The sequence below is a fragment of the Arcobacter sp. F155 genome, from assembly GCF_004116455.1.
Lineage (GTDB): Bacteria > Campylobacterota > Campylobacteria > Campylobacterales > Arcobacteraceae > Halarcobacter.
This window is the reverse complement of the sequence record NZ_PDJU01000004.1, coordinates 123,427-148,440: the sequence shown is the minus strand read 5'-3', so window position 1 is coordinate 148,440 and position 25,014 is coordinate 123,427. Positions and strand designations below refer to the sequence as shown.

The 25,014-nt window shown below is 28.3% G+C and carries 21 protein-coding genes; 4 read left to right on the top strand and 17 right to left on the bottom strand.

From position 1 onward, the window contains the following. Window positions 1-22 precede the first annotated feature (22 nt). From CRV03_RS06380 to CRV03_RS06365, 4 genes are all read right to left on the bottom strand, one after another. The gene (locus CRV03_RS06380) at window positions 23-325 is read right to left on the bottom strand and encodes a hypothetical protein (RefSeq protein WP_129084319.1); all 303 of its coding nucleotides are present in this window, start codon (window positions 323-325) and stop codon (window positions 23-25) included. A gap of 10 nt (window positions 326-335) precedes the next feature. Continuing rightward, a complete protein-coding gene (dnaK, locus tag CRV03_RS06375) occupies window positions 336-2,228 on the bottom strand; it encodes a molecular chaperone DnaK (RefSeq protein WP_129084318.1) in 1,893 nt (630 codons plus the stop codon). Between the two features lie 300 nt (window positions 2,229-2,528). Next, window positions 2,529-3,119, bottom strand: coding sequence for a nucleotide exchange factor GrpE (gene grpE, locus CRV03_RS06370; RefSeq protein ID WP_375153735.1), 591 nt, complete (start codon window positions 3,117-3,119; stop codon window positions 2,529-2,531). A gap of 7 nt (window positions 3,120-3,126) precedes the next feature. Next, entirely contained in the window at window positions 3,127-3,918 is a 792-nt protein-coding gene (locus tag CRV03_RS06365) for a heat-shock protein (RefSeq protein WP_129084316.1), read from the bottom strand. 194 nt (window positions 3,919-4,112) lie between these two features. Here CRV03_RS06365 and CRV03_RS06360 point away from each other — a divergent pair, with 194 nt between their 5' ends. After that, a complete protein-coding gene (locus CRV03_RS06360; RefSeq protein ID WP_129084315.1) occupies window positions 4,113-5,063 on the top strand; it encodes a TAXI family TRAP transporter solute-binding subunit in 951 nt (316 codons plus the stop codon). Window positions 5,064-5,072: 9 nt separating this feature from the next. Here CRV03_RS06360 and CRV03_RS06355 read toward each other — a convergent pair whose 3' ends face one another. The 10 genes from CRV03_RS06355 to CRV03_RS06310 form a co-directional block, all read right to left on the bottom strand. Beyond that, window positions 5,073-5,792, bottom strand: coding sequence for a response regulator transcription factor (locus CRV03_RS06355; protein ID WP_129084314.1), 720 nt, complete (start codon window positions 5,790-5,792; stop codon window positions 5,073-5,075). Window positions 5,793-5,829: 37 nt separating this feature from the next. After that, window positions 5,830-8,409: a PAS domain-containing sensor histidine kinase gene (locus CRV03_RS06350; protein WP_129084313.1), complete on the bottom strand. Its 2,580-nt coding sequence runs from the start codon at window positions 8,407-8,409 to the stop codon at window positions 5,830-5,832. Beyond that, entirely contained in the window at window positions 8,409-9,131 is a 723-nt protein-coding gene (gene truA / locus CRV03_RS06345) for a tRNA pseudouridine(38-40) synthase TruA (protein ID WP_129084312.1), read from the bottom strand. Before truA ends, CRV03_RS06350 begins: the two co-directional genes overlap by 1 nt. Window position 9,132: 1 nt before the next feature. After that, window positions 9,133-10,149, bottom strand: coding sequence for an LptF/LptG family permease (locus CRV03_RS06340; protein ID WP_129084311.1), 1,017 nt, complete (start codon window positions 10,147-10,149; stop codon window positions 9,133-9,135). After that, window positions 10,146-10,904, bottom strand: coding sequence for an A24 family peptidase (locus CRV03_RS06335; RefSeq protein ID WP_129084310.1), 759 nt, complete (start codon window positions 10,902-10,904; stop codon window positions 10,146-10,148). The genes CRV03_RS06340 and CRV03_RS06335 overlap by 4 nt, the downstream gene beginning before the upstream one ends. Beyond that, window positions 10,891-11,583, bottom strand: coding sequence for a di-trans,poly-cis-decaprenylcistransferase (locus tag CRV03_RS06330; protein ID WP_129084309.1), 693 nt, complete (start codon window positions 11,581-11,583; stop codon window positions 10,891-10,893). Before CRV03_RS06330 ends, CRV03_RS06335 begins: the two co-directional genes overlap by 14 nt. Continuing rightward, on the bottom strand, window positions 11,576-12,814 hold the full coding sequence (coaBC, locus tag CRV03_RS06325; RefSeq protein WP_129084308.1) for a bifunctional phosphopantothenoylcysteine decarboxylase/phosphopantothenate--cysteine ligase CoaBC: 1,239 nt from the start codon (window positions 12,812-12,814) through the stop codon (window positions 11,576-11,578). Before coaBC ends, CRV03_RS06330 begins: the two co-directional genes overlap by 8 nt. Window positions 12,815-12,818: 4 nt before the next feature. Next, complete coding sequence (gene glmU, locus CRV03_RS06320; RefSeq protein ID WP_129084307.1) at window positions 12,819-14,153, bottom strand: bifunctional UDP-N-acetylglucosamine diphosphorylase/glucosamine-1-phosphate N-acetyltransferase GlmU; 1,335 nt, start codon at window positions 14,151-14,153, stop codon at window positions 12,819-12,821. A 6-nt stretch (window positions 14,154-14,159) separates the two neighbouring features. Then, window positions 14,160-16,100 (bottom strand): ankyrin repeat domain-containing protein, encoded by a 1,941-nt coding sequence (locus CRV03_RS06315; protein WP_258239023.1) that lies wholly within the window; start codon window positions 16,098-16,100, stop codon window positions 14,160-14,162. Window positions 16,101-16,161: 61 nt separating this feature from the next. Further along, the gene (locus CRV03_RS06310; protein ID WP_129084306.1) at window positions 16,162-17,721 is read right to left on the bottom strand and encodes a helicase-related protein; all 1,560 of its coding nucleotides are present in this window, start codon (window positions 17,719-17,721) and stop codon (window positions 16,162-16,164) included. An 85-nt stretch (window positions 17,722-17,806) separates the two neighbouring features. Between CRV03_RS06310 and trmA the strand changes: the two genes are divergently transcribed. The 3 genes from trmA to CRV03_RS06295 all read left to right on the top strand — a co-directional run bounded on the left by trmA (window position 17,807) and on the right by CRV03_RS06295 (window position 21,058). Further along, window positions 17,807-18,928: a tRNA (uridine(54)-C5)-methyltransferase TrmA gene (gene trmA, locus CRV03_RS06305; RefSeq protein ID WP_129084305.1), complete on the top strand. Its 1,122-nt coding sequence runs from the start codon at window positions 17,807-17,809 to the stop codon at window positions 18,926-18,928. A gap of 49 nt (window positions 18,929-18,977) precedes the next feature. Next, window positions 18,978-19,874 carry a flagellin gene (locus tag CRV03_RS06300; protein ID WP_129084304.1) on the top strand — a complete coding sequence of 299 codons (897 nt, stop codon included), beginning with the start codon at window positions 18,978-18,980 and terminating at the stop codon, window positions 19,872-19,874. A 287-nt stretch (window positions 19,875-20,161) separates the two neighbouring features. Beyond that, window positions 20,162-21,058 (top strand): flagellin, encoded by an 897-nt coding sequence (locus tag CRV03_RS06295; protein ID WP_129084303.1) that lies wholly within the window; start codon window positions 20,162-20,164, stop codon window positions 21,056-21,058. 37 nt (window positions 21,059-21,095) lie between these two features. Here CRV03_RS06295 and CRV03_RS06290 read toward each other — a convergent pair whose 3' ends face one another. From CRV03_RS06290 to CRV03_RS06280, 3 genes are read right to left on the bottom strand one after another with little or no spacing between them, the layout of a single operon-like run. Beyond that, complete coding sequence (locus CRV03_RS06290; RefSeq protein ID WP_129084302.1) at window positions 21,096-23,126, bottom strand: 6-hydroxymethylpterin diphosphokinase MptE-like protein; 2,031 nt, start codon at window positions 23,124-23,126, stop codon at window positions 21,096-21,098. Between the two features lie 18 nt (window positions 23,127-23,144). Beyond that, a complete protein-coding gene (locus CRV03_RS06285; protein ID WP_129084301.1) occupies window positions 23,145-24,206 on the bottom strand; it encodes a DUF354 domain-containing protein in 1,062 nt (353 codons plus the stop codon). A 2-nt stretch (window positions 24,207-24,208) separates the two neighbouring features. After that, entirely contained in the window at window positions 24,209-24,889 is a 681-nt protein-coding gene (locus CRV03_RS06280; protein WP_129084300.1) for an O-methyltransferase, read from the bottom strand. Window positions 24,890-25,014: the final 125 nt, after the last annotated feature.

Genomic DNA, 25,014 nt, shown 5'->3' with positions numbered 1-25,014 from the left:
ACATCTAAAAGTTAATAAAAGATTACACAGAACAATTAGATGAACCGCTTTGGGAATAGACCTCTTTTAAACCACAAGTTTTACAAGTGTACTCAATATCATTTAGTCCAGAACAACCATGATTTTTTAATACTCTTGCAGAAATAACATCTACTTTAAACGTACTTCGTGTTCTATCATCATAAAAAGTTTTAGCTTTGTCTCCACATGAAGGACAAATGCCTTTATTTAGTTTGTCAACTCGTGAGTGTTTATTTTTAACATAAAGTAGAATAGAAAAGATTACTATTAAAAAAGTTAATAGTAAGAAGATTAGAGTTTGCATGAAGTAGAGATTACTCTACTTCAGCATCGATAACATCGTCATCGTCTTTTTTAGCTTTTTGATTTGGTTGTGCACCAGCACCTGCTTGGTCACCACCTTCTTTTTTATACATAGCTTCTGCTAACTTGTGAGAAACTTCAGTTAAAGCTTTTACTTTTTCTTCAATTTGCTCTTTAGTAGCATTTTCATCTTTTAGAGTTTCCTCTAAAGCTGCTGCTGCATCAATGATTTTTTGCTTTTCCTCTTCAGAAACTGCATCTTCATTCTCTTCTAATGTTTTCTTAGTTGAGTGTAATAAAGCATCTGCTTGGTTTCTAACTTCAATTACTTCTTTTCTTTTTTCATCAGCTTCTTTATTTGCTTCTGCTTCATTTACCATTTTTTCAATTTCTTCATCAGATAATCCAGACGAACCAGAAATAGTAATCTTATTCTCTTTTCCAGTACCTTTATCTTTAGCAGATACATTTAAAACACCATTTGCATCAATGTCAAATGTTACTTCAATTTGAGGAACACCTCTTGGAGCTGCAGGGATGTCAGATAATTCAAACATACCTAAAGATTTGTTATCTTTAGCGAATTCTCTTTCACCTTGACCAACGTGAATTGATACAGCTGGTTGATTGTCTTCTGCTGTAGAGAATACTTGTGATTTTTTAACAGGAATTGTAGTTCCTTTTTCAATCAGCTTAGTCATAACTCCACCAAGAGTTTCAATTCCAAGTGATAATGGAGTAACGTCTAGTAATAATACATCTTTAACATCACCTCTTAATACACCAGCTTGTACAGCAGCACCTGCAGCAACTACTTCATCAGGGTTAACACCTTTATTTAAATCTTTTCCAAAGTAATCTTTAACTACTGCATTTGCTTTTGGTAATCTTGTTGAACCACCAACCATGATTACTTCTTCAATTTCATCTTTATCTAATCCAGCATCTCTCATAGCAACTTTGATATGCTCTAAAGTTTCAGAGATTAAATGCTCAGTCATAGACTCAAATTTAGCTCTTGTTAATGATTTAACTAAGTGAACTGGTCCTGCATTACCCATAGAGATAAATGGTAAGTTAATTTCTGTTGATTCAGCAGAAGATAACTCTTTCTTAGCATTTTCAGCAGCATCTTTTAATCTTTGTAATGCCATTTTGTCATTTTTAATATCAAAACCATTTTCAGCTTCGAACTCTTTTGCCATCCAGTCAATAATAGCGTTATCGAAGTCATCTCCACCTAAGAATGCATTACCATCTGTTGAAAGTACTTCAAATGTTCCATCACCAATTTCAAGAACAGTAACGTCAAATGTACCACCACCTAAATCGTATACTAATACTTTCTCTTCACCTTTTTTATCTAAACCATATGCTAATGAAGCAGCTGTTGGCTCATTGATAATTCTTAATACGTTAAGACCAGCAATAGTTCCAGCTTCTTGAGTTGCTTTTCTTTGTGCATCATTGAAGTATGCAGGAACTGTAATAACTGCGTCAGTTACAGGAGCACCTAAATACTCTTCAGCGTCTGCTTTTAATTTTCCTAAAATTTTTGCAGAAATTTCTTGAGGAGTATATACTTTATCAGCAATTTCAACTGCTGCTGCACCGTTTCTATTAACGATTTTATATCCTACTTTTTCTTGTGCTTCTTTAGCATTTTCTTCATCCATCATAAGACCCATAATTCTTTTTACCGAATAAATAGTCTTTTCTGGGTTTGTAATAGCTTGTCTTTTTGCTGGATCACCAACTAATACTTCACCTTTATCAGTGAACGCAACAATTGATGGAGTTGTGTTTTTTCCTTCTTTATTAGGAATAACTTTCGCTTCACCACCTTCATAAACTGCCATACAAGAGTTTGTTGTACCTAAGTCAATACCAATTACTTTACTCATATTTTTTCCTTTATTTTATGTTATAAAATCAAGGGAACCTTTCATTATAATCTTCTTTAGCGCTTGAAATGAATTCAAGCTAAGAAGCAATCTAAAGCACAAGCAGAAGCTTGTGTAATTCCCAGCTTTTTTTATTAATTTTTATTTTTATTTCAATAGTTTACTGACATTACGGTCATTACCTAAATTAGTCTGATTTTAGACTAGTTATAGGCAGACAAGAAATTTTAAGGAGGAGCTTACTTTTGTAAGTGACTCTTTGAAATTTCGTAGTCGAACAACAAAATAGTCAAAATATGACTAATTTGCGATACTAACCATTGATGCTCTTAGAAGTCTATCTTTAAACTTATAACCTTTTTGCATCACTTGAACAATTTCACCTGTTTTATGGTTTTCACTATCTACTTGCATTACTGCATCATGGAAGTTTGGATCAAACTCACCATCTGTTTCAATTATTGAAATATCATGCTTTTCGAATGCTGTATAGAAGTTTTTAATTGTTAATTCTACACCCTCTTTTAATTTTGCAAGTAATTCCTCTGCAGGAAGTTCATTTGCTGCTTCTTCTGCTGCTAATGCCATTTCTAAAGTATCAATTGGCATTAATAAATCTTTTGCAAACTTTTCAGATGCATAATCAATTGCTTGATATTTCTCTTTTTCTAATCTTTTCTTAATATTTTCAAAATCTGCGTGAACTCTAAAATATTTATCTTCTGATTCTTTTAATTTTGCTTCTAGTTCAGCAATTTTTTCTTCTGCTGTTAACTCTTTTGCTTCACAAGACTCTTCATTATTTTCACAAGCTTGTTCTTCAACAGTTTGTTCAACTTCTTCTTGATTTATTTGTTCTTGGTTTAATTCTTCTTTATTTTCACTCAAAATATATCTCCTAACTCATATTTATTTTATTATAGAAATATTCGTAGTCCTTTGATAATTCACCAACTACTAGCATTTTTATATTTTTATTTTCAATTTTACAATTATGACAAATAGCTATATAACCTTCTGGAATAATGTTTTCAAAATAGATTCCCTCTTCTAATGAATCAAGAATTCTTCCTTTTAAAAACCCATTAATGCTTTTTTCATCATAGTTGTACTTCAATGCTAAAGAAAAAAACTCTTTAGTATTATAAATATGAAAATTTTTGTTTTGTAAATGCTGACTTACTTTTTCATAGATTTCATAAGCACCAACTTGTTTTGAGATATTCACAATGTGAACCAACTCTAAACCTTGCATATCATTCAAAAATCTATAAAGTGCATCAGAATATTTAACTGTAATTGCAAAAGAGCTAAACTCTAAAATCATATATCTATTTTCAACATTTAAAATGTCATTTAGAGTATCTGACTTTTGCTCTTGAACAAATACTGCAACTCCAAGCTCTTTAGAAAAATACTCTATAGCTTTTTCGTCTACAAAATCAAGTTTAAAATTTAATTTATTACTCCAATACTGTTTTAAAGCTTCAGTTGTAGGAGTTCTACCTGAACTCACATGCTCTTGAGCTAAAAAACCTTCTTCTCCTAACTTCTTAAAGTACCCTCTAATAGTTGCAGGAGAGTAAGCAATATCATACATTGATTTTAGTTGTGTAGAACCAATAGGTTCTAAGTGTTCAATATATGCTTTGATTATGGAATGTAATAAATACTCTTTTTTATCAATCATAATTTACTCACTTTTAGCACTTGAATTCTCAAACTGCTAAAAATATTATACTATATGAGTGAGTAAATGTCAAGTTCTTTTTAGCAAAAGATTCATAAAAGTGCTAATTTTTCTGCAAAGCCCTTTTTTTAGTGCTTTAGTTTGGTATAATGATAAAGTAACTATAATAAATAAAATATATTTAAAGAGTTTGAATGAAGAAATTAATTGCTATCTTTGCCCTTTTATCAGTGAAAGTATCACTATTTGCTGCTGCAGAATTTGTAACTATTGGAACAGGAAGTGTAACAGGAACATATTATCCAACTGGTGGTGCAATTTGTAGATTAGTGAATAAATATAAAAAAGAGACAAGAATTAGATGTTCTGTTGAATCAACTGGTGGTTCAGTTTATAATATCAATGCAATCAGTATGGGTGATTTAGATTTTGGTATTGCTCAATCAGATGCTGTTTATCATGCAATCAATGGTAAAAAGAGTTTTAAAAAGAATCCTATGAAAAAACTAAGATCAGTGATGTCTATTTATCCTGAGCTTCTATCTTTAGTTGTAAAAACTGATTCAAATATAGACTCTATATATGATATAAAAGATAAAAGAATTAATATAGGAAATTTAGGGAGCGGAAATGAGACTACTGTTTCTTATTTACTAAACCATTTAAATATCAAAAAATCTGACTTAGGATATGTTGGGAAGTTAAAAGTAGGAGAAGCTCCTGATGCTCTAAGAGAGGATAAAATTGATGGCTACTTTTATATGGTAGGTCATCCAACTGCAAATATCAAAGATGCTTCAAGTTCTTCAAATATAAAGCTTGTTCCAATATCTGGAAAAGAGATTGACAAGTTTATAGAGAAGAATCCTTTTTATGTAAAAGGTGAAATCCCAGCTGCAATATATAGTGGAGTTCCTTCAGCAACTCCTACTTTTGGTTCAAAGGCAGTTTTAATAACAAGCTCTGATGTAAGTAATAAAGCTGTTTATACTTTAGTTAAAGCAATACTAGAAAACTTTGAAAAATTTAAAAATCTTCATCCTGTATATAAGTATATAACAAAAGAGTCTTTACTTGAAGGCCTAAGTGCTCCATTACATGACGGAGCAGTTAAGTACTATAAAGAGAATAACTTTATTAAATAAGTTATTCTTCTATTTTTTTAGTTGTTTTTCGATTATGTATCCATAACCTTTATGAGAGATAATAAAGTCATCTTCTTTAACTTTATCTTTTAATCTTTTCATTACTGTTCTAAAAGCAGAGTCATTTGTATTTATATCATTCCAAACATCTTGCTTGAACTTCTCAACAGGAACTACTTCACCTAGGTTGTCAATTAAAACTTTTAAGATATCTAACTCTTTTTTAGATAGTTTTACTATTGACTCTTGATTATATAGTTTGTCCGTTTTTATATCGTATGTATATCTTCTATTTAAAGTGATTAATGTTTCTTGAACATCAGTAACTGCATTATCTGCTAAAACTTCTTCTTTAGCTTTTTTTAGCATTTCCATCATATTATCAATATTTAATGGTTTTACGAAATATCCAAGAACTCTTAGGTTAATTAACTTTAATAAGTCATCTTCATTTTTGTGTGCACTTACTATAATAAATCTTTGGTTTGGAACTAACTCTCTAATATCATCAATCATAGAGATTCCATCTTTATTAGGCATTTTTAAATCAGTTAAAACTAAATCAAAAGTTCTATCTTCATCAAAGTCTTTTTTGAAAACTTTACTTGCTTCTTGTCCATCACAGGCAACAACAACCTCATCAAAAATAGTATTAAGATAAAAAGATAAGGTTTTTCTTGCTACATCTTCATCTTCTACTAATAACACTCTTGTTTTATAATCTTTCATTACTCTTCCCACCGCAATTAATTATTTTATTATATCCTTAAAGTGGTAAAATAATAGTAAATACTACTCCACCTTCAATATTTTTAGCACTAATGCTACCATTCATATTCTTTTCAATAATTGTCTTTGCCATATATAGACCTATCCCCGTCCCTTGGTCTTCAAACTTAGTAGTAAAATATGGTTCAAACATTCTTTCCATAATCTCTTCTTGAACTTCACCGCAGTTATTTTCTAATAAGATCCTTACATTATTTTTTTCTTTTATTATCTCAATCTTTGTTTTTGCTAAGAATTTTTCTTCACTATTTTTTATCTCTGCTGCATCATTTGCGTTATTTAAAATATTTAAAATAACTTGTTGGAACTCATTTTTATAACTTATAATATCTATACTTTCACCTAAAACTTCAACTTTCATATCTGTTTTTTCTAGTTGAGTTTCAACTATCTTTACACAAGAATTTATTGACTCTTTTAGATTAAAACTAGCCTTATCTTTTGTTGGTTGATAGAAGTTTCTAAAGTCATCAATTGTTTGAGACATATAATCAATTTGTAATTTTGTATCTGATGTAATATCTTCTATATCCTCTTTTTTTAGATTCTCAAAATTGTCTCTAATAAAGTGAGTTAATAAATTAATATTATTTAAAGGCTGTCTCCATTGATGAGCAATATTTCCAAGCATCTCACCCATAGCAGCTAATTTACTTTGATGAACTAATAACCTATCCTTTTCTATATTTTTTGCTAACTCTTCTTCAACTTTAGATTTTAACTCTTCTTCTGTTAACTTCATTTGTGTAATATCAGTGATATATCCATAAAGGTGAGTTACGTTTCCAAAATCATCTTTTAAGAAGATTGTTCTATTAAATACCCATCTTATAGTTCCATCTTTCTCAATCACCCTAAAGACTTTTGTAAAAGATTTTGAATCTTTTTTTATAGCCTCTTTTAACTCTACTTTTAACTCTTTTGCATCATCTTTATGAACAAAGTTTAAGAAACTATCTTTTTTATTTTCAAAACCTTTTGTTGAATATCCAAAGGAACTAATTGATTTAGATACATATTCAGGAGTTAAGAAATCATCATTTTTCCATTTAAAGATTACAATTCTTCCATACTCAACTAATAAATCTACATATTGAAGCTCTTTTGAAAGTCTTTTTCTTCTTTCAATATCCATTGACATCATAAGCATACGTTTTGGATTTTTTTCTTTATCTCTAAAGGCTTTACCTCTAACTAGTACCCATTTATATTCATTCCACTTGTTTTTGATTCTATATTCACTAATAAAATGCTCCGTTTTACCCTCTAAATGAGTTTTTAATCTATTTTCAACAATTGGTCTATCTTCTTGATGAATTATATTTAGCCACTCTTGTAAACTTTTTATTTCACCTTTTTTATAGCCAAACATCTCAAGCCATTTTTTAGAGAAAAAGATATTATCAGTCTCTAAATCAATATCCCAAAGACCATCATTTGATGCAATAATAGCAAGCTCATATCTATCTTTCCATTTTTTATACATCTTATTTCTAGTCTCTAATCTTTTATTGTATCTGTGGAAAATAGAGTTAATAAACTTTGTAAATACAGTTGATGCTAAAATTAAAAAAAGTGATATTAAAATAACAATGGCAATTGAGACAGATAGTTTAGAATTGTATTTATAATCTAAGTTTGATAATTTACTTGGAAGAGTATAACTTTTAATAGAAACTAAAAAATTGTATTTTGTGAAATTATATGTTTTATGACTTTTGTTTACTTCATTGTCAGTTATATATTTTCTTAAAATCTGACTTGAACTATCAAATCTATCTTGCTCTAAAATATACTTAGCATTTAATTTTTGTCCCTTATTATAGTAGTTATATACATAGCCTTGATTATAATCATAAAACCAAAAGTAGCTATCAGAATAGTATTTACTTTTTTGAACTATTGAGTTAATAATAACTTTTCTAATAGAGTCTTCCATATCATCTATTTTAGAAAAAGCCCCAAGATACCAGTTTTTATTTTCTATATCTTTAAAATAACTAAGTCTAATTTTATGGTTTGTTTTATCAATCCAATAGATTAAATTATCATCTCCAATATAAATAATATTTTCTAACATATGTTTTTGAAATCTTTTTATCTCAATCTTAGAATCAGTAATAACTTGCAGATAGTTAATTACATCTTCTCCATAGATAATATTTAATTTCTTTTTATCAAAAATTACAAACTCAAAGTTACTGTTTTTTTCAAGGTCTTGAATAAAACTTTTAATATCATTTAATCCAGCTTGATTTTTTGAATACTTTAGAAACCCACTTAAAGAAGTAACCGCATCATTTAGAGCAACTTCTTCTCCATCAAAAGAGGAGTTTGCTTTAAATTTTATGTCATTTATATACTGATTTAAAATATTTCTTTTTTCAAATTGTTCTTTTTGAGTTAGTAGTTTCTCTTCATTTTTTTGTTTTACTTCTAAAACAGAAACAATAACTACCATAGAGATAATAGCTGTAACAAATACAAAGATTAAAGGAGTATATACAAGGTGTTTTTTTATATCACTAAGAGTATAGAACTTCCTTTTAGTAAGCATTAGTAGTATACCTTTGCAAGATAAAGACCACAAGGGCTTGCAGGAGTTTTAAACTTGTGTTGTTTTTTTTCAAGTTGTTTTTTTAAATCTTCAAGGGTGAGTTTCCCATCAGATATTTTAAGAAGTATGCCAACCATAAGTCTAATTTGAGACCTTAAATAAGAGTTTGCACAAAAATTAAAAACATAAATATCTTTATACTTATAAAACTTTGTAGAAAAGACTTCTCTTACTGTATTATCTTTATCACTTCCCTTTTTATGGAAATACTCAAAGTCATGAACTCCTTCAAAAAGTTTGATAGCCTCTTTTATTTTTTCTTCATCTATATTTTTATGGTAAGAGATATAATCCGCACTAAAAACTGTAGGCTTTTTTGTTGTTACTAAATATCTATAAACTCTTTTTTTAGCATGAAATCTTGAGTGAAACTCTTCACTTATTTGATGAATAGATTTTATAGAAATAGAAGAAGGAAGCTGATGATTAAGTACTTTTTTTAGCTTTTTTAAATCAAACCAAAAAGAAGGAATAATACAATTAAAAACTTGTCCTGTAGCATGAACATCTTTATCCGTTCTACCACTAAGAACAATTTTTGTTTCTATATTTATTTGCTTAAAAGCTTTTAGTAGTGCATCTTCTACACTTAAGCCATTTGGTTGAGTTTGACTTCCTTGAAACTTTGTTCCATCATAGGATATTACAAATTTCGCATTCATTTTAATATTGTTGTTTTACTGTTCTTGTATATACTAAATACGTACCTATAATCCAAATTACTGGTAATATAAATAGTGAATTTAATAAAAATTTATCTGTTAAAAGTTCTAAAAGAATATAAAAAACTACAACAGAAACCATTGCATAAGATACAGCTTTATTCTTATCATACCTTGGATTGAAATATCCAAAGGCAACAACTAGAAATAGTGACATTAAAGGGAAAAGAGAAGTTAAAATATAAAAAGAGAACTTATCTTCTTGCTCATTTGCATTAAGTTCTTTAACCCAGAAACTATAACTATCAGTAAAAAAACTTTGATTGTTTTTTGAAACTGAATCATTAATATCAAGCCTTTTATAATCAATTTGATTTAACTCTTCTTGATCAATTAAAAATGATTTTCCATTATAAAGTTTAAAACTAAGTTCACCCTCTTCATTTACAAGCTTCGCACTTTTTGAAATAATAAATTGGTCTTTAGCATTTTCTGTTTTAAATAGTTTTACTTCTTTATATGTTTTATCATTTTTTTCATCAATATAGATTAACCATTTACCAAATTTCTGCCCAAACTCTGAAGCTTTGATATTAAAGTTTGCTTCTTTTTGTTTTTGGTCTAGAAATCTTTCATTTAAAAACTTTGCTTTAGGAATAAGACCTACTGAAACAAATATCAAAGAGATAGACAATATTAGAGTAATTGGTAAAAATATTCTTAAAATTCTTAATGGATTTAATCCAAAGGAAGTAATAACAATAAGTTCATACTCACTTGATAGTTTTCCTAGTGTAATAACTAAAGAAACAAAAAATGATATTGGAAGAGTATAAAAAATAATCGTTGGAATAACATACATGTATAATCTAAGTAGCTCAAAGACATTCATTGTAATTACTGATGTTAAAGCAGCAATTTTTACTAAGAAAATAATTGATGTAATAAAATAAAGACCTAAAAAAATAGGTAAAAAAGTATGTGCAAATTGATTAAGTAAATAGTGTTTTAATTTCAAAAAATAACCTTTGTAATCTCAAAAAAGTATTCAAATAAAAAGCCTAATGATAAAAATGGTATAAATGGTATTTCTAACTCTTTATTTTTGTACCTATAATATAAACTTGCTATTATAGCAAAAATTGAAGCAAAAAATATAGCAACAAAGGAACCTAAAGTTCCAAGAATGATTGCAAAACTAGCAATCACAGGAATATCTCCTTCTCCTAATGCCTCTTGTGTTTTTAGTGAATCATCTTTAAAAAGTCTTGCTTTTATATTTTGAATATAAAAAGTCACTAAAAAATTTAATAAAACAAAAGCTCCACTTAAAATACATGCAGCTTTTAAAGCATCAATGAAACTACCCTCTTTTATAAAAAAAGAAAAAACAAATAAGATAATTAATAAGTAATCAGGAACTGCTTTGTATTTAAAATCTATAAAAGATAAAACAATTAATGTATAAAAAAAGATAGCAGAGAAAAATAGTTCCAAAGTAAAATCAAATTTTATAAAAAGAGCAAAAGTCACTAATGCAGCTAAAACTTCTACCGTAAAATACTGAAAAGATATTTTTTTATTACAACATGAACTTTTCGCTTTCAAAATTAAAAAAGATATTATAGGAATATTATTATACCAAGCAACTTTTTCATTACAGTTTGGGCAACTACTTCTTGTAAGTAAGGATTGTCCTTGTGGTAACCTTAATATAAGAACATTTAAAAAAGAGCCAAATATAGCTCCAATTATAAAACTAAATAGCTCCAAATCTTCGTTCTCTATTTACAAAATCACTTACCATATCATCTAATTCTGACGTTGAAAACTCTGGCCAATATGTATTTGTAAAAAATAGTTCAGCATAGGCATTTTGCCAAAGAAGATAGTTAGATAATCTAATTTCACCACTTGTACGAATTAACATATCCACATCTGGAATATTAGCTGTATCAAGGCAAGATTCAAAATTCTCTTTTGTAACTTCTAATTGCTTTTCATTTAACTTCTTTATTGCTCTTAAGATTTCATCTTGAGAACCATAATTTAAAGCTAAAACTTGAGTAAGATTTTTCCCATTTGCCGTTTTTTCTTCTGTTTGTCTAATAATCTTTTGTAAAGATTTTGAAAACTTTGATAAGTCTCCAATTGCTTTAAATCTAATAGAATTTTCTAAATAAACTTGAAGTTCACTTTTTAAATACTTTTCTAAAAGCTTCATTAAAAATTCAACTTCAAGTTTTGGTCTGGCCCAATTCTCAGTGGAAAAAGCATAAAGAGTTAAATATTTTACTCCAAGTTCTGAACAATGCTTAGTTATTCTTCTAACTGTTTTTGCACCTTCTTCATGTCCAGCTGTTCTTTTTAAGCCTTTCTCTTCTGCCCATCTACCATTACCATCCATTATCATAGCAATATGTATAGGATTTTGTTTTTTTTCTTTACTCATTGGCAAACTTTTGGGCTAACTTCTCTATTATATCAAATGAGATTTCATCTTTTTGACCTTCATAAGAGAAGCTTTCATTCTCAAATATAAGCTCTATTGCATTATCACTTGTTCCAAAAGAGTTTTTATCTTTTAAAATATTTAGGCAAACAGCATCAAGGTTTTTCTTTTCAAGCATTTTTGTTGCATTTTCATTTGCTACAACTTCATCCATTTCTGCTTTAAAGCCAATTGAAATTAAAGCTTTTTTATCTAAAGAGTTTAAGATATCAATATTTTGTTTTAGCTTCAAATTCCAAGCTTGTCCTACCATCTCTTTTTTTAGTTTACCCTCAAAGTCTTCACTTGGCACATAATCACTTACTGCTGCAACCATAAAAAGATATGGTTTTTTTGCTTTTTCATTATCTTTTTTTGCTTTTTTTATTAAGATTTCTAAATCTTCATACATAGCATATGAGCTTTGAATGTTAAAAGTTTTAATCTCTGAAAGAGAGCTTTCTAGATGTTCATGGCCTCTTGTACTAACTAGATTTACATCTGCGCCTTTTAAATATAAAGCAAGTGCTAAAGAAGAAGCCATTTTTCCAGATGAATAGTTTGAAATATATCTTACATCATCAATCTTTTCAACAGTTCCACCACCACTTAAAATAACACTTCTATCAAGCCAATACTTTTCTTTTAAAAGTTCTCTTGCTGTTTTATAAAAAATAGTCTCAGGCTCTGCTAAAGCTCCATTTCCCACATCTTTACAAGCTAACTCTTTTACTTGTGAATTTATAAGCTCAAAGCCAAGTTTTTTTAGCTTTTTTAAACTTTTAATTGTAATTTGATTTTCAATCATATTTGTATTTGCTGCTGGTGCTATTACTTTTTTGCCCTTATATGCTAGAACAGTTTGTGTTAATAGATTATCTGCAATTCCATTTGCTAATTTATTTATTGTATTTGCACTACAAGGAGCTACCACTAAAATATCAGCCCACTTTCCAATATCAATATGATTATAATCTTGATTTTTCTCCCATGACTCAGAAGACTCATCTAAAACTTTGTTTTGAGAGATTGCTTCAAAAGATAGTTTTGTTACAAATCTTTGAGAAGCTTCAGTCATAAGAACTTTTACATTTGCACCACTTTTTATATAAAGCCTTACTAACTCTAAAGCTTTATATACAGCAATAGAACCCGTAATACAAAGTAAAATGTTTCTGTTTTTTAAAAGCATGGCTCTACTTTTCTGTCTTTTCTTGATTAAAATGTTTATAAAAATAACCTTCTACAACTCTTTTTTTAGCTCTAGTTGTATAAAGTTGTCCTTTTTTTAAATCACTTGTTACAGTACTTCCAGCACCAATAAGAACATCATCTTCTACTATTATTGGAGCTACAAATTGTGTATCACTTCCTACAAATACATTTTTACCAATAATTGTTTTATACTTATTGATTCCATCATAATTACAAGTAATTGTTCCACAACCTATATTTGTACCCTCATCAATTTCACAATCACCAAGATATGCTAAGTGTCCTGCTTTTACACCATTTAATTTTGCTTTTTTTGTCTCTACAAAGTTTCCAATGTGAGTTGAATCAAGTTCAGATCCTGGTCTAATTCTTGCCATAGGTCCAGCATCAGAATCTACTAAAATAGAGTCTTCAATTACTGTATTTGTTTTAATATGAGAATTAACTATTTTAGAGTTTCCTAAAAGAGTAACTCCATTTTCTAAGATAGACTCACCTTCAATTTGAACACCCTCTTCTATATAAATAGTATCAGGTAGTCTCATAATCACACCCTCAGCCATAAAAGCTTTTTTGATTCTATTTTGGTGAATTACTTCGGCATCAGCTAGTTCAACTTTAGAGTTAACCCCTTTAAAGTTCTCTTCACTTACTACAATTGGTTTTAAAACTTTTCCTTGAGAGATTGCCATTTCTATTAAATCAGTAATATAGTACTCTTTTTGAGCATTATCGTTTGAAAGTTTTGGTAAGTTTTCTAATAAAAATTTCGTATCAAATTGGTAAATTCCAGCATTTGCTGTTGTAATTTTAAGTTCAGCTTCATTTGCATCTTTTTGTTCAACTATTTTTTTAACATTACTATTTTCAATTACAACTCTACCATATCCATTTGCATCTTCTAGTTCAAGTACTGACATAACAATAATTGCATCAGCTTCAGAACGATTACTCGAAGAGTAGAGAATATCAAATTTTTCTAACTCGACTGCTTGAATTAAAGGCATATCTCCATTTAAAACTAATGTTTGTTCGTACTTAGGAGTTATATTCATAACTGCCCCACCAGTACCTGGATAATTTTCGTGGTCTTGAATTACAAAATTAATATTTGTAAAATACTTTTCCATCTCTTCTTGTACTCTTTGTGCTTGGTGGTAAAGTACAACTGTCACATCATCACTAATTGTTAAAGCTTCTTTTATCGAATAATATAACATAGGTTTACCAGAGATTTTATGTAAAACCTTTGGTGTTGTTGATTTCATTCTAGTTCCAGCTCCAGCTGCTAAAATTATAATTGATTTATTTGACATTTATTATTATCCCTCTAATGCGTCGTTAATTTCTTTTTTTAGATTATCTACAACTTCTTGTAAAGCTCTTTTCATCTTTTCATCAGTTAAATTTGCATTGATTAATTTATCTAAATTTGCTTCTCTTTCTTTAAAGAATTTGGCTACTGATTTACTCTTTTTTCTATGGTTATACATTAAAATACCAGAGGCAATTAATACTACAACTAATCTTGTATGTCCTAAAATTGCAGCATAATTAAGAATTGTAAAACCTGCATAATCTGCTGCATTTATATCAGCTCCCGCAGAAATTAATAGTCTTGCAATTTTATAATTACCTTTCCATTGAGTATGATGAAGTGCTGTTCTTCCTTGCTTATCTCTAATATCAAGATTTGTTTTTTTACTTAATAGTTTTTCTACTACTTCAATATCATCAGCCATTACTGCTTTATGGAAAATAGTTCTTCCATCTTTATCAACAGTATTTATTTCTACTCTAAATTTAAGTAAAAAAACAAGTCTTTCTAAAAATAGCTCTTTTTCTCTTTGTCTTGTTATTTTTAAACCATTGTCAATCATATATGATAAAGGTGTAGCTCCATCATAATCCTCAACATTTAGATCAGCTCCTGCATTAACTATCATCTTAATAAGTTCTAAGTTATTTTCATTTACTAATTCAAAAATAAGAGTTCTTCCATTTGCTTTTGGTTGATTTATTTTTGGTTTAAATAAAAGCATTTTCTTTAATAAAACAAAATAGTCTTCTGTTTCCTTTAACTCTAAAAATCTTTTTAAAGTAGGCTTTTTATTACTTTGAGTGATTAATACTGCTTCACATAAATCATCAATAATAGTTCTCTCAGAATAATCTCTATGATCAACATCTACTCCATTTTCAATCAAGTGATCAATCATATTCATATTTGAAGGACCTTTTAAAACTGCATCAAAAAGTACAGTTCTTCCTTCATTATCCTGAGCATTAATATCAGCACCTGAAGCTAAAAGGAAATCTATTGTGTCATAATTTTCTCTTTCAACCTCTTTGTATAAAACAGTTTTACCCTGAGAATCTGTTCTATTGATTGCAAGTCCATTATCAATTAAAAATCCTGTTAGTTTTAAATAGTTTCTATCTGCAGATACAAATCTATATTTACCTTCAACTTTGATATCATCAAGTTTTGAGATTGCAAGTATTTTTAAAATTTCATCTAAAAGAGTTTTATCAGCATGGTCTTTAATATTAAGTTTTACTCCAGCTTCAAGTAAGGCTTCAATTGTAGAAATAGCTTGTGAACCTAAAACTATTGCATTAAATAAAGCATTTTGTCTTTTTTTATCTAAAACATTTACATCTATTTCATTTGAAATTAAGTATTTTGTGATTTTATCATCATCTTTTAATACAGAATGAAAAAGTACTGTTTGACCGTTGTTATCTGTAATATTTATATCATCTACATTATTTACAACTTCTTTTATAATCTCTAAATTTCCACCTTCAACTGCATCAAAAAGAACAGTTCTTCCATAGTGGTCAGTTATTGAAAGGTCAGGCTCATGAGCCATTAAAATTTTAAATACTTTGTCATTCTCTTCTAAGGCAGCATCTTGTAATACAGTTCTTCCTGATGAATTTATATGGTTTACAGAAGAGCCATTATCAAGAAGGAACCTAATCATCATTCCATCCATCTTATCGGCAGCTTCACTTAATACTGTTTTCCCATAATTATCTTCAGCATTAATATCTATACCATTTTTAATTAATATTTTTATTGATTCAATTCTTCTTTTTGCAGCTAATTCAAATAATAAAGTTCTACCTTTTGCATCTTTTTTATTGATATCTACGCCACTATTTATTAAAGATTGTATTTTCTTTTCATCAATATAGTTCTTAAGAAGCTCCTTATGGAGTGCTTCTGTATTGTCACCTTTGAACATACCTAACATATAAGTTTCCTCAAGTTTTGCCTTTTGCCTAAAGGATTTATTTTACCAAAAAATTTATTAATTATCTTCTTCTTTCTCTTCGTGAATTTCTACGTGGGTTTTTTTGATTATTTCTTCGTGGATTGAAGAACTTTTTCTTCTCATCTCTTTTTTCTACTTTTAGGTTACTTTTTAATGATTTTTCAATAAATGAATTAAAAGAGTTTCTTAAAATTAAAGCTTTTTCATAGTCAACAAAAATATCTGGAAATTTATAAGAAAGCCAAAGGTATAAAGATATTTTTTTTACTTCATCTTCTACAAGTAGTAAATCTTTTTGAGTTATTGCTTTTTTAGGTAATGTAATAGAAGGTTTGTACCTACAAATTTTGTTTTTAATAACTGCTGCAATATAAGCTTCATAAGCCTGTAAAATAATATTTGACTTAGTTGTAATAGGAGCTTGTGCTAATAAATACTTTTCTTCTAAATCTAATTTTTCTCTTTTATCTACAATAGTTGAAGCCTCAATCAAAGATGAAATATTTGAAGCTATAAAAGGACCATCGAATTTCATATTTGTTTTAAAAAACTTTAGAATTTTAACTAATGATTTTGTTTTTATATGATTACTTAATTCTAGTAATTGTTCCGTTGAAATTTTAACTTTATAAGGAGGTTTAATTGTTGCAACTGGTTGCTCAAACTCTTCTTTGATATAAGATAAAACATCTCTTCTAGTAGCACCTAAAAAACCTGCATCAAAAAGTTTATATCTTCCTGCACGACCTGCTATTTGAACTATCTCATTTACAGATATTTTTCTTCTACTTACTCCATCAAATTTTGTATCAGTAGTAAAAAGTATATTTTTAATTGGAAGATTTAAACCCATCGCAATTGCATCTGTTGCAATTAAAATATCACTTTTTCTTTCTCTAAATCTTCTTGCTTCATCCCGTCTAACTTCTGGTGATAAATTTCCATAGATAACAGAAACCCTGTATTTCTTTTGTAATTTTTGTTTTAGTTTTAAAACATCCATTCTAGAAAATGCAATAAGAGCAGTTGCAGGTTCTAGGTTATCTAAAGAAGTGTGCCTTTCCATAACTTGTAGTGGAGTTTTTCTTTTGTGTTTTACTATTTCAAGCTCTTCACCTAAATAAGAAGCTATTTTTTTAACAGCATCTAAAGCATTTACAGAGCCAGTCATAATAACAGTTTTTGCTGGACAGCCAATGATTGCATTTACCCAAGCCCAACCTCTATCTATGTCATCTAACATCTGAACTTCATCGATAATTGCTACATCGACATCAAGATTAAAATCAAGCATCTCAATAGTTGAACAAACATGAGCTGCATCTTCATTTATTTGTTGTTCTTCACCTGTAATAAGTGAGTTTTCAATTCCTGCTTCTTTTAGCTCTTCATGGCCTTCTAGGGCAAGTAATCTTAAAGGAGCTAAATAAAGACCAGAGTTAGCCTCTTTTAACTCTTTCATTGCATTATATGTTTTCCCTGAATTTGTTGGTCCTACAAAAAACTTTAGTTTTCTATTCATAGATCTTGCAAGGGGAAAAAGTTGTTTTAAATCACACTTTAAAAGTGTTTGTAATTGTTGTTGGAAAGTTTCTTTCATGGGCGTATTATAGTAAATAGAATATAATATCAGATTAAAAAAATAAAATAGTATAAATTAAATTTAAAAATAGGTAGAACAACAAATGAATTGTGAATATTTTGGAAAATGTGGAAGCTGTACCCTTTATGATAAAAATTATGAAGAACAACTAGAGTATAAAGTTCAAAGAGAAAAACAAAGGTTTTCACAATTTGATATTCCAAATATAGATATTATAAAAAGTGAAGAACAAAACTTCCGTACAAGAGCAGAGTTTAGAATCTGGAAAAACTTTGATAATGAAAATAATCCAACTATTTCATATGCAATGAATGACTTTGATAAAAATGCTTTAGAAATAGAATCTTGTCAAATTGTGTCAAAAGATATTGCCTGTTTAATGCCTAAACTTTTAGAAAAAATCCAAAATGATGAAGAACTAAAATTCAAACTTTTTGCCTGTGAGTTTTTAAACTCTACTACAAATGATATGCTTGTAACTTTAATCTATCATAGAAAATTAGAAGAGAACTGGATAGAAAAAGCTAAAGCACTAGAAAAAGAGTTTGGAATTAAAATTATTGGAAGAAGTAGAAAACAAAAAGAGATTTTAAGTAAAGACTTTATAGAAGAGACTTTAGAAATAGAAGAAAAAAAGTTTCATTTCCAATATAAAGAAGGTGGCTTTACGCAACCAAACACAAAAGTAAATATTAAAATGATTGAGTGGGTTTTAGGGCAAATTGAAAAAAATGATAAAGACCTTTGTGAATTATACTGTGGCGGAGGAAACTTCACAATTCCTTTAAGTCAAAAGTTTAATAAAGTCTTAGCAACAGAGATTTCAAAAACCTCTATAAAATCTGCACTTATAAACTGTTCTTTAAACAGTATCTCAAATATTGATTTTATCAGAATGAGTGCTGAAGAGTTTGTTGAAGCTTTAGAAGAGAAAAGAGAGTTTAATAGACTTAAAGATATTGATTTAAAATCATATAACTTTGAAACAATATTTGTAGACCCTCCAAGAGCAGGATTAGACGATACGACAAGAGCTTTAAGTAAAGAGTTTGATACTATTATCTATATTTCATGTAATCCTGAAACACTGCATCGTGACTTAGAAGAGTTAACAAAAACACATAAAATAATTAATTTCGCACTTTTTGACCAATTTTCATACACAGAACACATTGAAAGTGGGGTTATTTTAAACAAAGTTTAATTTTTGCTTAGATATTATTTATTAATATACAAATTGTAAAGGTTTAACAATGAGAATTAACACAAACGTCTCATCTCTTACAGCTCAAGAATCAGCGGTAAACACTAACAAGAACTTAAAGAGTTCGTTAGAGAAGTTATCTTCTGGTCTTAAAATTAATAAAGCTTCAGATGATGCTTCTGGTTTAGCAATTGCAGATAAATTAAGAACTCAAGCCACTGCAATTAATCAAGGTATTGATAATGGTAACTCTGCAGTTACTTTATTACAAATTGCTGATAAATCGATGGCAGAGCAATCTAATATCTTAGATACTATTAAAGCTAAACTTATTCAAGCAAACACAGATACAACTTCTGCTGCAGGTAGAATTTCAATTGCAAAAGATATTGATAAACTATTAGAACAATTAGACAATATTTCTCAGTCTACTAACTATAATGGCACTCAACTTATTGGTTCTACAACAGGAACAGGAAGCTCAACTTCATTATCTTTCCAAGTTGGAGAAAGTTATACAAATGGTGGTACTATTGAATTAGGTGCTATTACTTCAAATAGTACAGGACTTGCCCTTACTGGATTATCAGATGCAGTATCTGCAGCTGGTGCGTTAAGTGCTGGTTCTACAGGTGGTGATCTTGCTACTGCTGGATTTAGTGGTGGAGATATTGAAGGTTTCCAAGATGCAATAGGTGATGCAATCACAAAACTAAATGGATATAGAGGGGACATCGGTTCTACTCAAAACCAAATTGAATCTGCGGTTAGAAACTTAATGACTCAAGCTACTAATGTTAAAGCTGCCGAGTCTATTATTAGAGATGTTGACTACGCTAAAGAGTCTGCTAACTTTAATAAACAAAATATTATTTCTCAAGCTGGTTCTTATGCTATGTCTCAAGCAAATAACGTGCAACAAAACGTTCTTAGATTATTACAATAACTATTAATGTAGCAGTAATACTGCTACATTATCCTCCTTTCTCCAAATCTAATAACATAAACAAAAGTAATCAACAAATCTTTTTACATTAATAAAAGTATAAAAACAAAGTTTTTCTATTTCTATATATTTAATCTAATTTTAAGAATTGGTGTGTCATAATTTCAGTATAGCATTTAGGGATCAATTGATTCCGAAGGGTTTTAACCCTATGCTTGGTAAAACAAGAAGGTCTTAAGTTGTAAACAAAAAGTTTACTTTGTATCATAATATTGAAAGGATTTATTATGAGAATTAATACAAATATATCTTCGTTAAATGCACAAGAATCAGCGGTAAACACTAACAAAAACTTAAAAAATTCGTTAGAAAAATTATCTTCTGGTCTTAAAATTAATAAAGCTTCAGATGATGCTTCTGGTTTAGCAATTGCTGATAAATTAAGAACTCAAGCTACTTCAATCAATCAAGGTATTGATAATGGTAACTCTGCAGTTACTTTATTACAAATTGCTGATAAATCAATGGCAGAGCAATCTAATATCTTAGATACTATTAAAGCTAAACTTATCCAAGCAAATACAGATACAACTTCTGCTGCAGGTAGAGTTTCAATTGCAAAAGATGTTGATAAACTATTAGAGCAATTAGACAATATTTCTCAGTCTACTAACTATAATGGTACTCAACTTATTGGTTCTACAACTGGTACTGCTGGTTCAACTTCATTATCTTTCCAAGTTGGTGAAAGTTATACAAATGGTGGTACTATTGAATTAGGTGCTATTACATCTAATACTACTGGTTTATCATTAACTGACTTACAAGATGCTGTATCTGCAGCTGGTGCTTTAAGTGCTGGTTCTACAGGTGGTGATCTTGCTACTGCTGGATTCAGTGGTGGAGATATTGAAGATTTCCAAGATGATATTAATGACGCAATTTCTAAACTAAATGGATATAGAGGAGACATCGGTTCTACTCAAAACCAAGTTGAATCTGCGGTTAGAAACTTAATGACTCAAGCTACTAATGTTAAAGCTGCCGAGTCTATTATTAGAGATGTTGACTACGCTAAAGAGTCTGCTAACTTTAATAAACAAAATATTATTTCTCAAGCTGGTTCTTATGCTATGTCACAAGCAAATGCAACACAGCAAAACGTTTTAAGATTATTACAATAGTAATTCTTCTTAAACATTTAAATGCAGTAACTTTAAGTTACTGCATTTGTTTTCTAACTCTTTCACTATAACTTATATAATCTTCTATCATCTTTTTTAATTGACTTTCTAATATAAGCATTGTTTTTTCTATTTTATTTTTTTCTTTTTTCAACTTTTTATCATTTAAGCAATATGTTACATATAATAATATTGTATCTAGATATATTGATAAAAAACGATTTGATGCGACTAGTTTTAAATAGTTTTTATTAAACCTACTATAAAAGTTATTTATAAAAGATGTAAAGTCATCATGTGTATGTATTTTTTCTTTTTCATTTTTAAGTGAAGTTAAAATCTCTTTTAAAAATAGTTTCTCTTCTTCTAGTTTTTTGATATTTTCTTTAGAAAGCTCTTTAATCACATTAGTATTTAATTTTTCTTTTATCTCATCCATATTTTTATCAATTTTTTCTAGCTTTATATCTTTAGATAATATTGGTGTCGTATTACTTATTTTAGCACCATGCTTTGATATATTGAACAATTGTATATCATCAGTATAAAGAGAGTTAATTATATTATTCATTGCTTTTAAAGATAAAAGGAAAAGTCTTGTTGTATGTACTGTTTCTAAAAAGTTCCCTTCTACTTGAAGAGTATCATCATTAAGGAACGCTCCTTTTTCTACGAAAAACTCTTTATTTTCTAACTCAAGTTTTTTTGTAGAGTGATATCCTTGAATATGACTTTCTCCTGTATCTTGATTTAAAGCTAAGTCAACTCCTAAAAAGTATAAATTTTTACAATTTAATGATAACAACCAGCTAATAGTCATTTCACTTACACTATATGCACTATAAAATAAAGTATTTGTAAAAAAACTTGTCATTACATCAAAAGTGAATACATTTTCTTTCTTAAAATTTTTAAGAATATTATGAGAGGTCATTGAAGAAGCTAAGATTATTTTATCTTTTATAAGTTCTAAATTATTTTCTAAATTAAATTGTTTTAAAACTATTGTTTCCCCACTATCTGCAGTAGAAATAATATCTGGAATAATATCATATTCGATTAACTTATTTAATGTTGCAGCCATAGCCACAACTATAAACTTATCCTTATTGTTTTGTAACCATTCAATCTCTTCTGCTAGTGAAGGTCCAGCACCTACAAAGATAATAGGTTTATCAGTCAAATTATTTTTAACATTTTTTATATTTACTCTATTATAATTACCTATTATTTTACTATCATTATTTGCTAAATTATATAAAGAAGAAATATAATTATATGCAAAAGGATTACTCGAAGATAAAGCAGTTGCTACTTTATCAAATAAATTAGATACATTATAATCACTAGTAAAAAACTTTACACAATAATTAGTATATGCTTTATACCGTAAAAAAGATGAAACCTTGTTATCAAATACATTATCATCATCCATTACTGAGAAAATTATCCCACTGCCATCTCTTAAAATCTGTGAATAGTCAAATACAAATAAAGAGAGTCTAAAAATTTCTAGGTTTTGTTCACAAATAAAATATAGCTCAGGCTTAATCTTTTTATGAATACTTAAAATATGTCTTCCTAATAAAGTTCCTATAATCACAAACTTATTAAACTCTTTATATTTTTTTGTACCATAAGTATCTACCTTATCATTGAAAACATTAACATATTCAGTAGTATCATTAATAATCATTTTCATAGAATCTTTTAAAGAAACAGGTTCATCAGAGACATCTAAATTATATATTGCTCCTTGACAAGTACTCTTTTTTAAATTTGAAAAACTACCTTTTGAAGAAAAATCTAAATTCTTTGCTTTATTTATTAATTTTGTAGGTCTTCTTTCATAAACATATTTTTCTTCCTTCTCATCATAAATATCAAATTCACCCTCTTCATGTATAAACTCTAAAAAATATCTTTCTTTATAATCTCCACTATTTATTGCTTGCGATAAACCATCAACTCTCAAATATAATTCTTTATCATAATCACTTAAAAATGCAAGGTTCGCTAAAAATGTATTTGTTAATGCAGTTTGTAATTGAATTTCTGTTTCTGTCATAATAGGCCTTTTAATAAGTTAATTTAATATCTCTTCTACAATTGCTTCTATATTTACTTCCATTTTGGAAAAAATATTATCTTTATCATTTTTATTTTTTTCTAACAAAGAAAAAACTTTATTTAGTAAATCTTCTTTTGTATTAACCCAATACATCAAATCATTATCTATTTGGTATTTATCGTAATGACATATAAAACTTCTTGTAGAAATAGTTGGAGTATTAAAAAAACATGCTTCTGTATTTAAAGTTCCACCTCCACCTATAAATAAATCAGCATAAGCTAAAAGATGTTGAATTATCACCTTTTCTTCTAAAACAATAGCAAAAGGAAACTCTTTTTTTAAATAAGAGCTTTCATATCTTGGAATAATAATAATATTTGAGTTTGTTGTATTATAAATCTCTTCTAATGCTTCATATAAAATAGGATACTTCTTATCAACATAAGAAGATTTATACTCTTCTTCTCTAATAATAATCATCTTTTTTGATAAATCAAGATTATATGATTTAAGAACATTTTTAACATATTCAAAATCTGGTTCGAAATTTTTTAACCAAATTACAGGATCTATAAAACTATAATCAAAAATTTGTTCATCATCTAAAGAGAATCGTAGAAATATCTCATCAGGTACAACAAAAGGTTTAAATACTTTATTAGATAATGGAAGAGTTAATCTTGCTTGAGGTAATGCTTTTTTAAAGTTTGTATTATAATCAGATAAAGGAATATCATAGAAATTAATTACTGGTATTCCTAAACCAAAAGCAACCCTATTTGCATCAACAGAGCATAAACAAACTAATTTATCAATATCATAAATAGTTACATACTCCATAAGTGCTTTTTGTCTCTCAATTGAAGCATGTAGTTTATCTTTAAGGCAAGCCCCACCAAACTCTCCTCTATTAATAAAATCCATATTATAAAGATTTAATAGTTTTACTACCTCAGAATAGTCTTTACCTTCTCTTGCTGTTATTAAAACTTTTTTACCTCTTTTTTCAATTGCTTTAACAATAGGAATAAAAAATAAAACTGACTTTGGAGTAACTAAATCAAACCAAATCATCATTAACCTTTTTTAATATAACAAATTCCAAGTTTTTCCAAATCTTCTACACTTGATATAACTTTATCACTCTTTACTATCTTCCATGCTTCTTTCATACCTTCAGACCATGAAATATCATCAAAAACTACAATTGCATTTTCTGTTAAAAAAGGTTTAATCTGATTAAAATATTTAATTGTTGCATCTTTATCATGATGCCCATCAATAAAAGCAAAATCAATAAGAGCTATCTCTTCTAATACTTCATCTAAAATATCTTGAAATTTTCCTATATATTGTCTTATATTTGAACAGTTGGCTTTTTTGATATGTTTTTCAGCTATTGAAGCTAAAGTATTATCTCCTTCAATAGTATGAATAATTGACAAAGGTGAAGCTTTTGCCATATATATACTTGAAAAACCACAACAAGTACCTAATTCTAATATATTTAAAGGTTTTGATTCTTTTACTAAAGAATATATTAATTCAGCCCACTTCCCTTTTAATCCAACAGAACAAATATCTTTAATGGTAGTTTCACGTTGAATACCTAGATAAGATTCTTCAAGCGTTCTAGAGTTATTTGGGGCTCCTGCTCCATAATCAAATAGTTTAATATTATATGTATTTTTTTTTGAATTTTCTCGAATTTGCTCTATCTCGTCAAATTTTTTGTAGTCTGATACTTCAAATCCCAAAGTATTCCTTCTTTTTCTTAATTTATAGTTTTTATATTAATTCTAATATTTTCTAAAAAACTACTATACACTATCTATTAAAGTTTTATTTTAATTTAAACATATATAATAGCTAAAAACAAATA

Excerpts from the sequence above, each read along its gene's own strand:
- dnaK (WP_129084318.1), bottom strand. The coding sequence starts at position 2,228 with ATGAGTAAAGTAATTGGTATTGACTTAGGTACAACAAACTCTTGTATG.
- truA (WP_129084312.1), bottom strand. The coding sequence starts at position 9,131 with ATGAATGCGAAATTTGTAATATCCTATGATGGAACAAAGTTTCAAGGA.
- CRV03_RS06330 (WP_129084309.1), bottom strand. The coding sequence starts at position 11,583 with ATGAGTAAAGAAAAAAAACAAAATCCTATACATATTGCTATGATAATG.
- CRV03_RS06295 (WP_129084303.1), top strand. The coding sequence starts at position 20,162 with ATGAGAATTAATACAAATATATCTTCGTTAAATGCACAAGAATCAGCG.
- trmA (WP_129084305.1), top strand. The coding sequence starts at position 17,807 with ATGAATTGTGAATATTTTGGAAAATGTGGAAGCTGTACCCTTTATGAT.
- CRV03_RS06315 (WP_258239023.1), bottom strand. The coding sequence starts at position 16,100 with ATGTTAGGTATGTTCAAAGGTGACAATACAGAAGCACTCCATAAGGAG.
- CRV03_RS06285 (WP_129084301.1), bottom strand. The coding sequence starts at position 24,206 with ATGATTTGGTTTGATTTAGTTACTCCAAAGTCAGTTTTATTTTTTATT.
- CRV03_RS06380 (WP_129084319.1), bottom strand. The coding sequence starts at position 325 with ATGCAAACTCTAATCTTCTTACTATTAACTTTTTTAATAGTAATCTTT.
- CRV03_RS06300 (WP_129084304.1), top strand. The coding sequence starts at position 18,978 with ATGAGAATTAACACAAACGTCTCATCTCTTACAGCTCAAGAATCAGCG.
- CRV03_RS06365 (WP_129084316.1), bottom strand. The coding sequence starts at position 3,918 with ATGATTGATAAAAAAGAGTATTTATTACATTCCATAATCAAAGCATAT.
- coaBC (WP_129084308.1), bottom strand. The coding sequence starts at position 12,814 with ATGCTTTTAAAAAACAGAAACATTTTACTTTGTATTACGGGTTCTATT.
- CRV03_RS06350 (WP_129084313.1), bottom strand. The coding sequence starts at position 8,409 with ATGCTTACTAAAAGGAAGTTCTATACTCTTAGTGATATAAAAAAACAC.
- CRV03_RS06355 (WP_129084314.1), bottom strand. The coding sequence starts at position 5,792 with ATGAAAGATTATAAAACAAGAGTGTTATTAGTAGAAGATGAAGATGTA.
- CRV03_RS06360 (WP_129084315.1), top strand. The coding sequence starts at position 4,113 with ATGAAGAAATTAATTGCTATCTTTGCCCTTTTATCAGTGAAAGTATCA.
- glmU (WP_129084307.1), bottom strand. The coding sequence starts at position 14,153 with ATGTCAAATAAATCAATTATAATTTTAGCAGCTGGAGCTGGAACTAGA.
- CRV03_RS06290 (WP_129084302.1), bottom strand. The coding sequence starts at position 23,126 with ATGACAGAAACAGAAATTCAATTACAAACTGCATTAACAAATACATTT.
- CRV03_RS06310 (WP_129084306.1), bottom strand. The coding sequence starts at position 17,721 with ATGAAAGAAACTTTCCAACAACAATTACAAACACTTTTAAAGTGTGAT.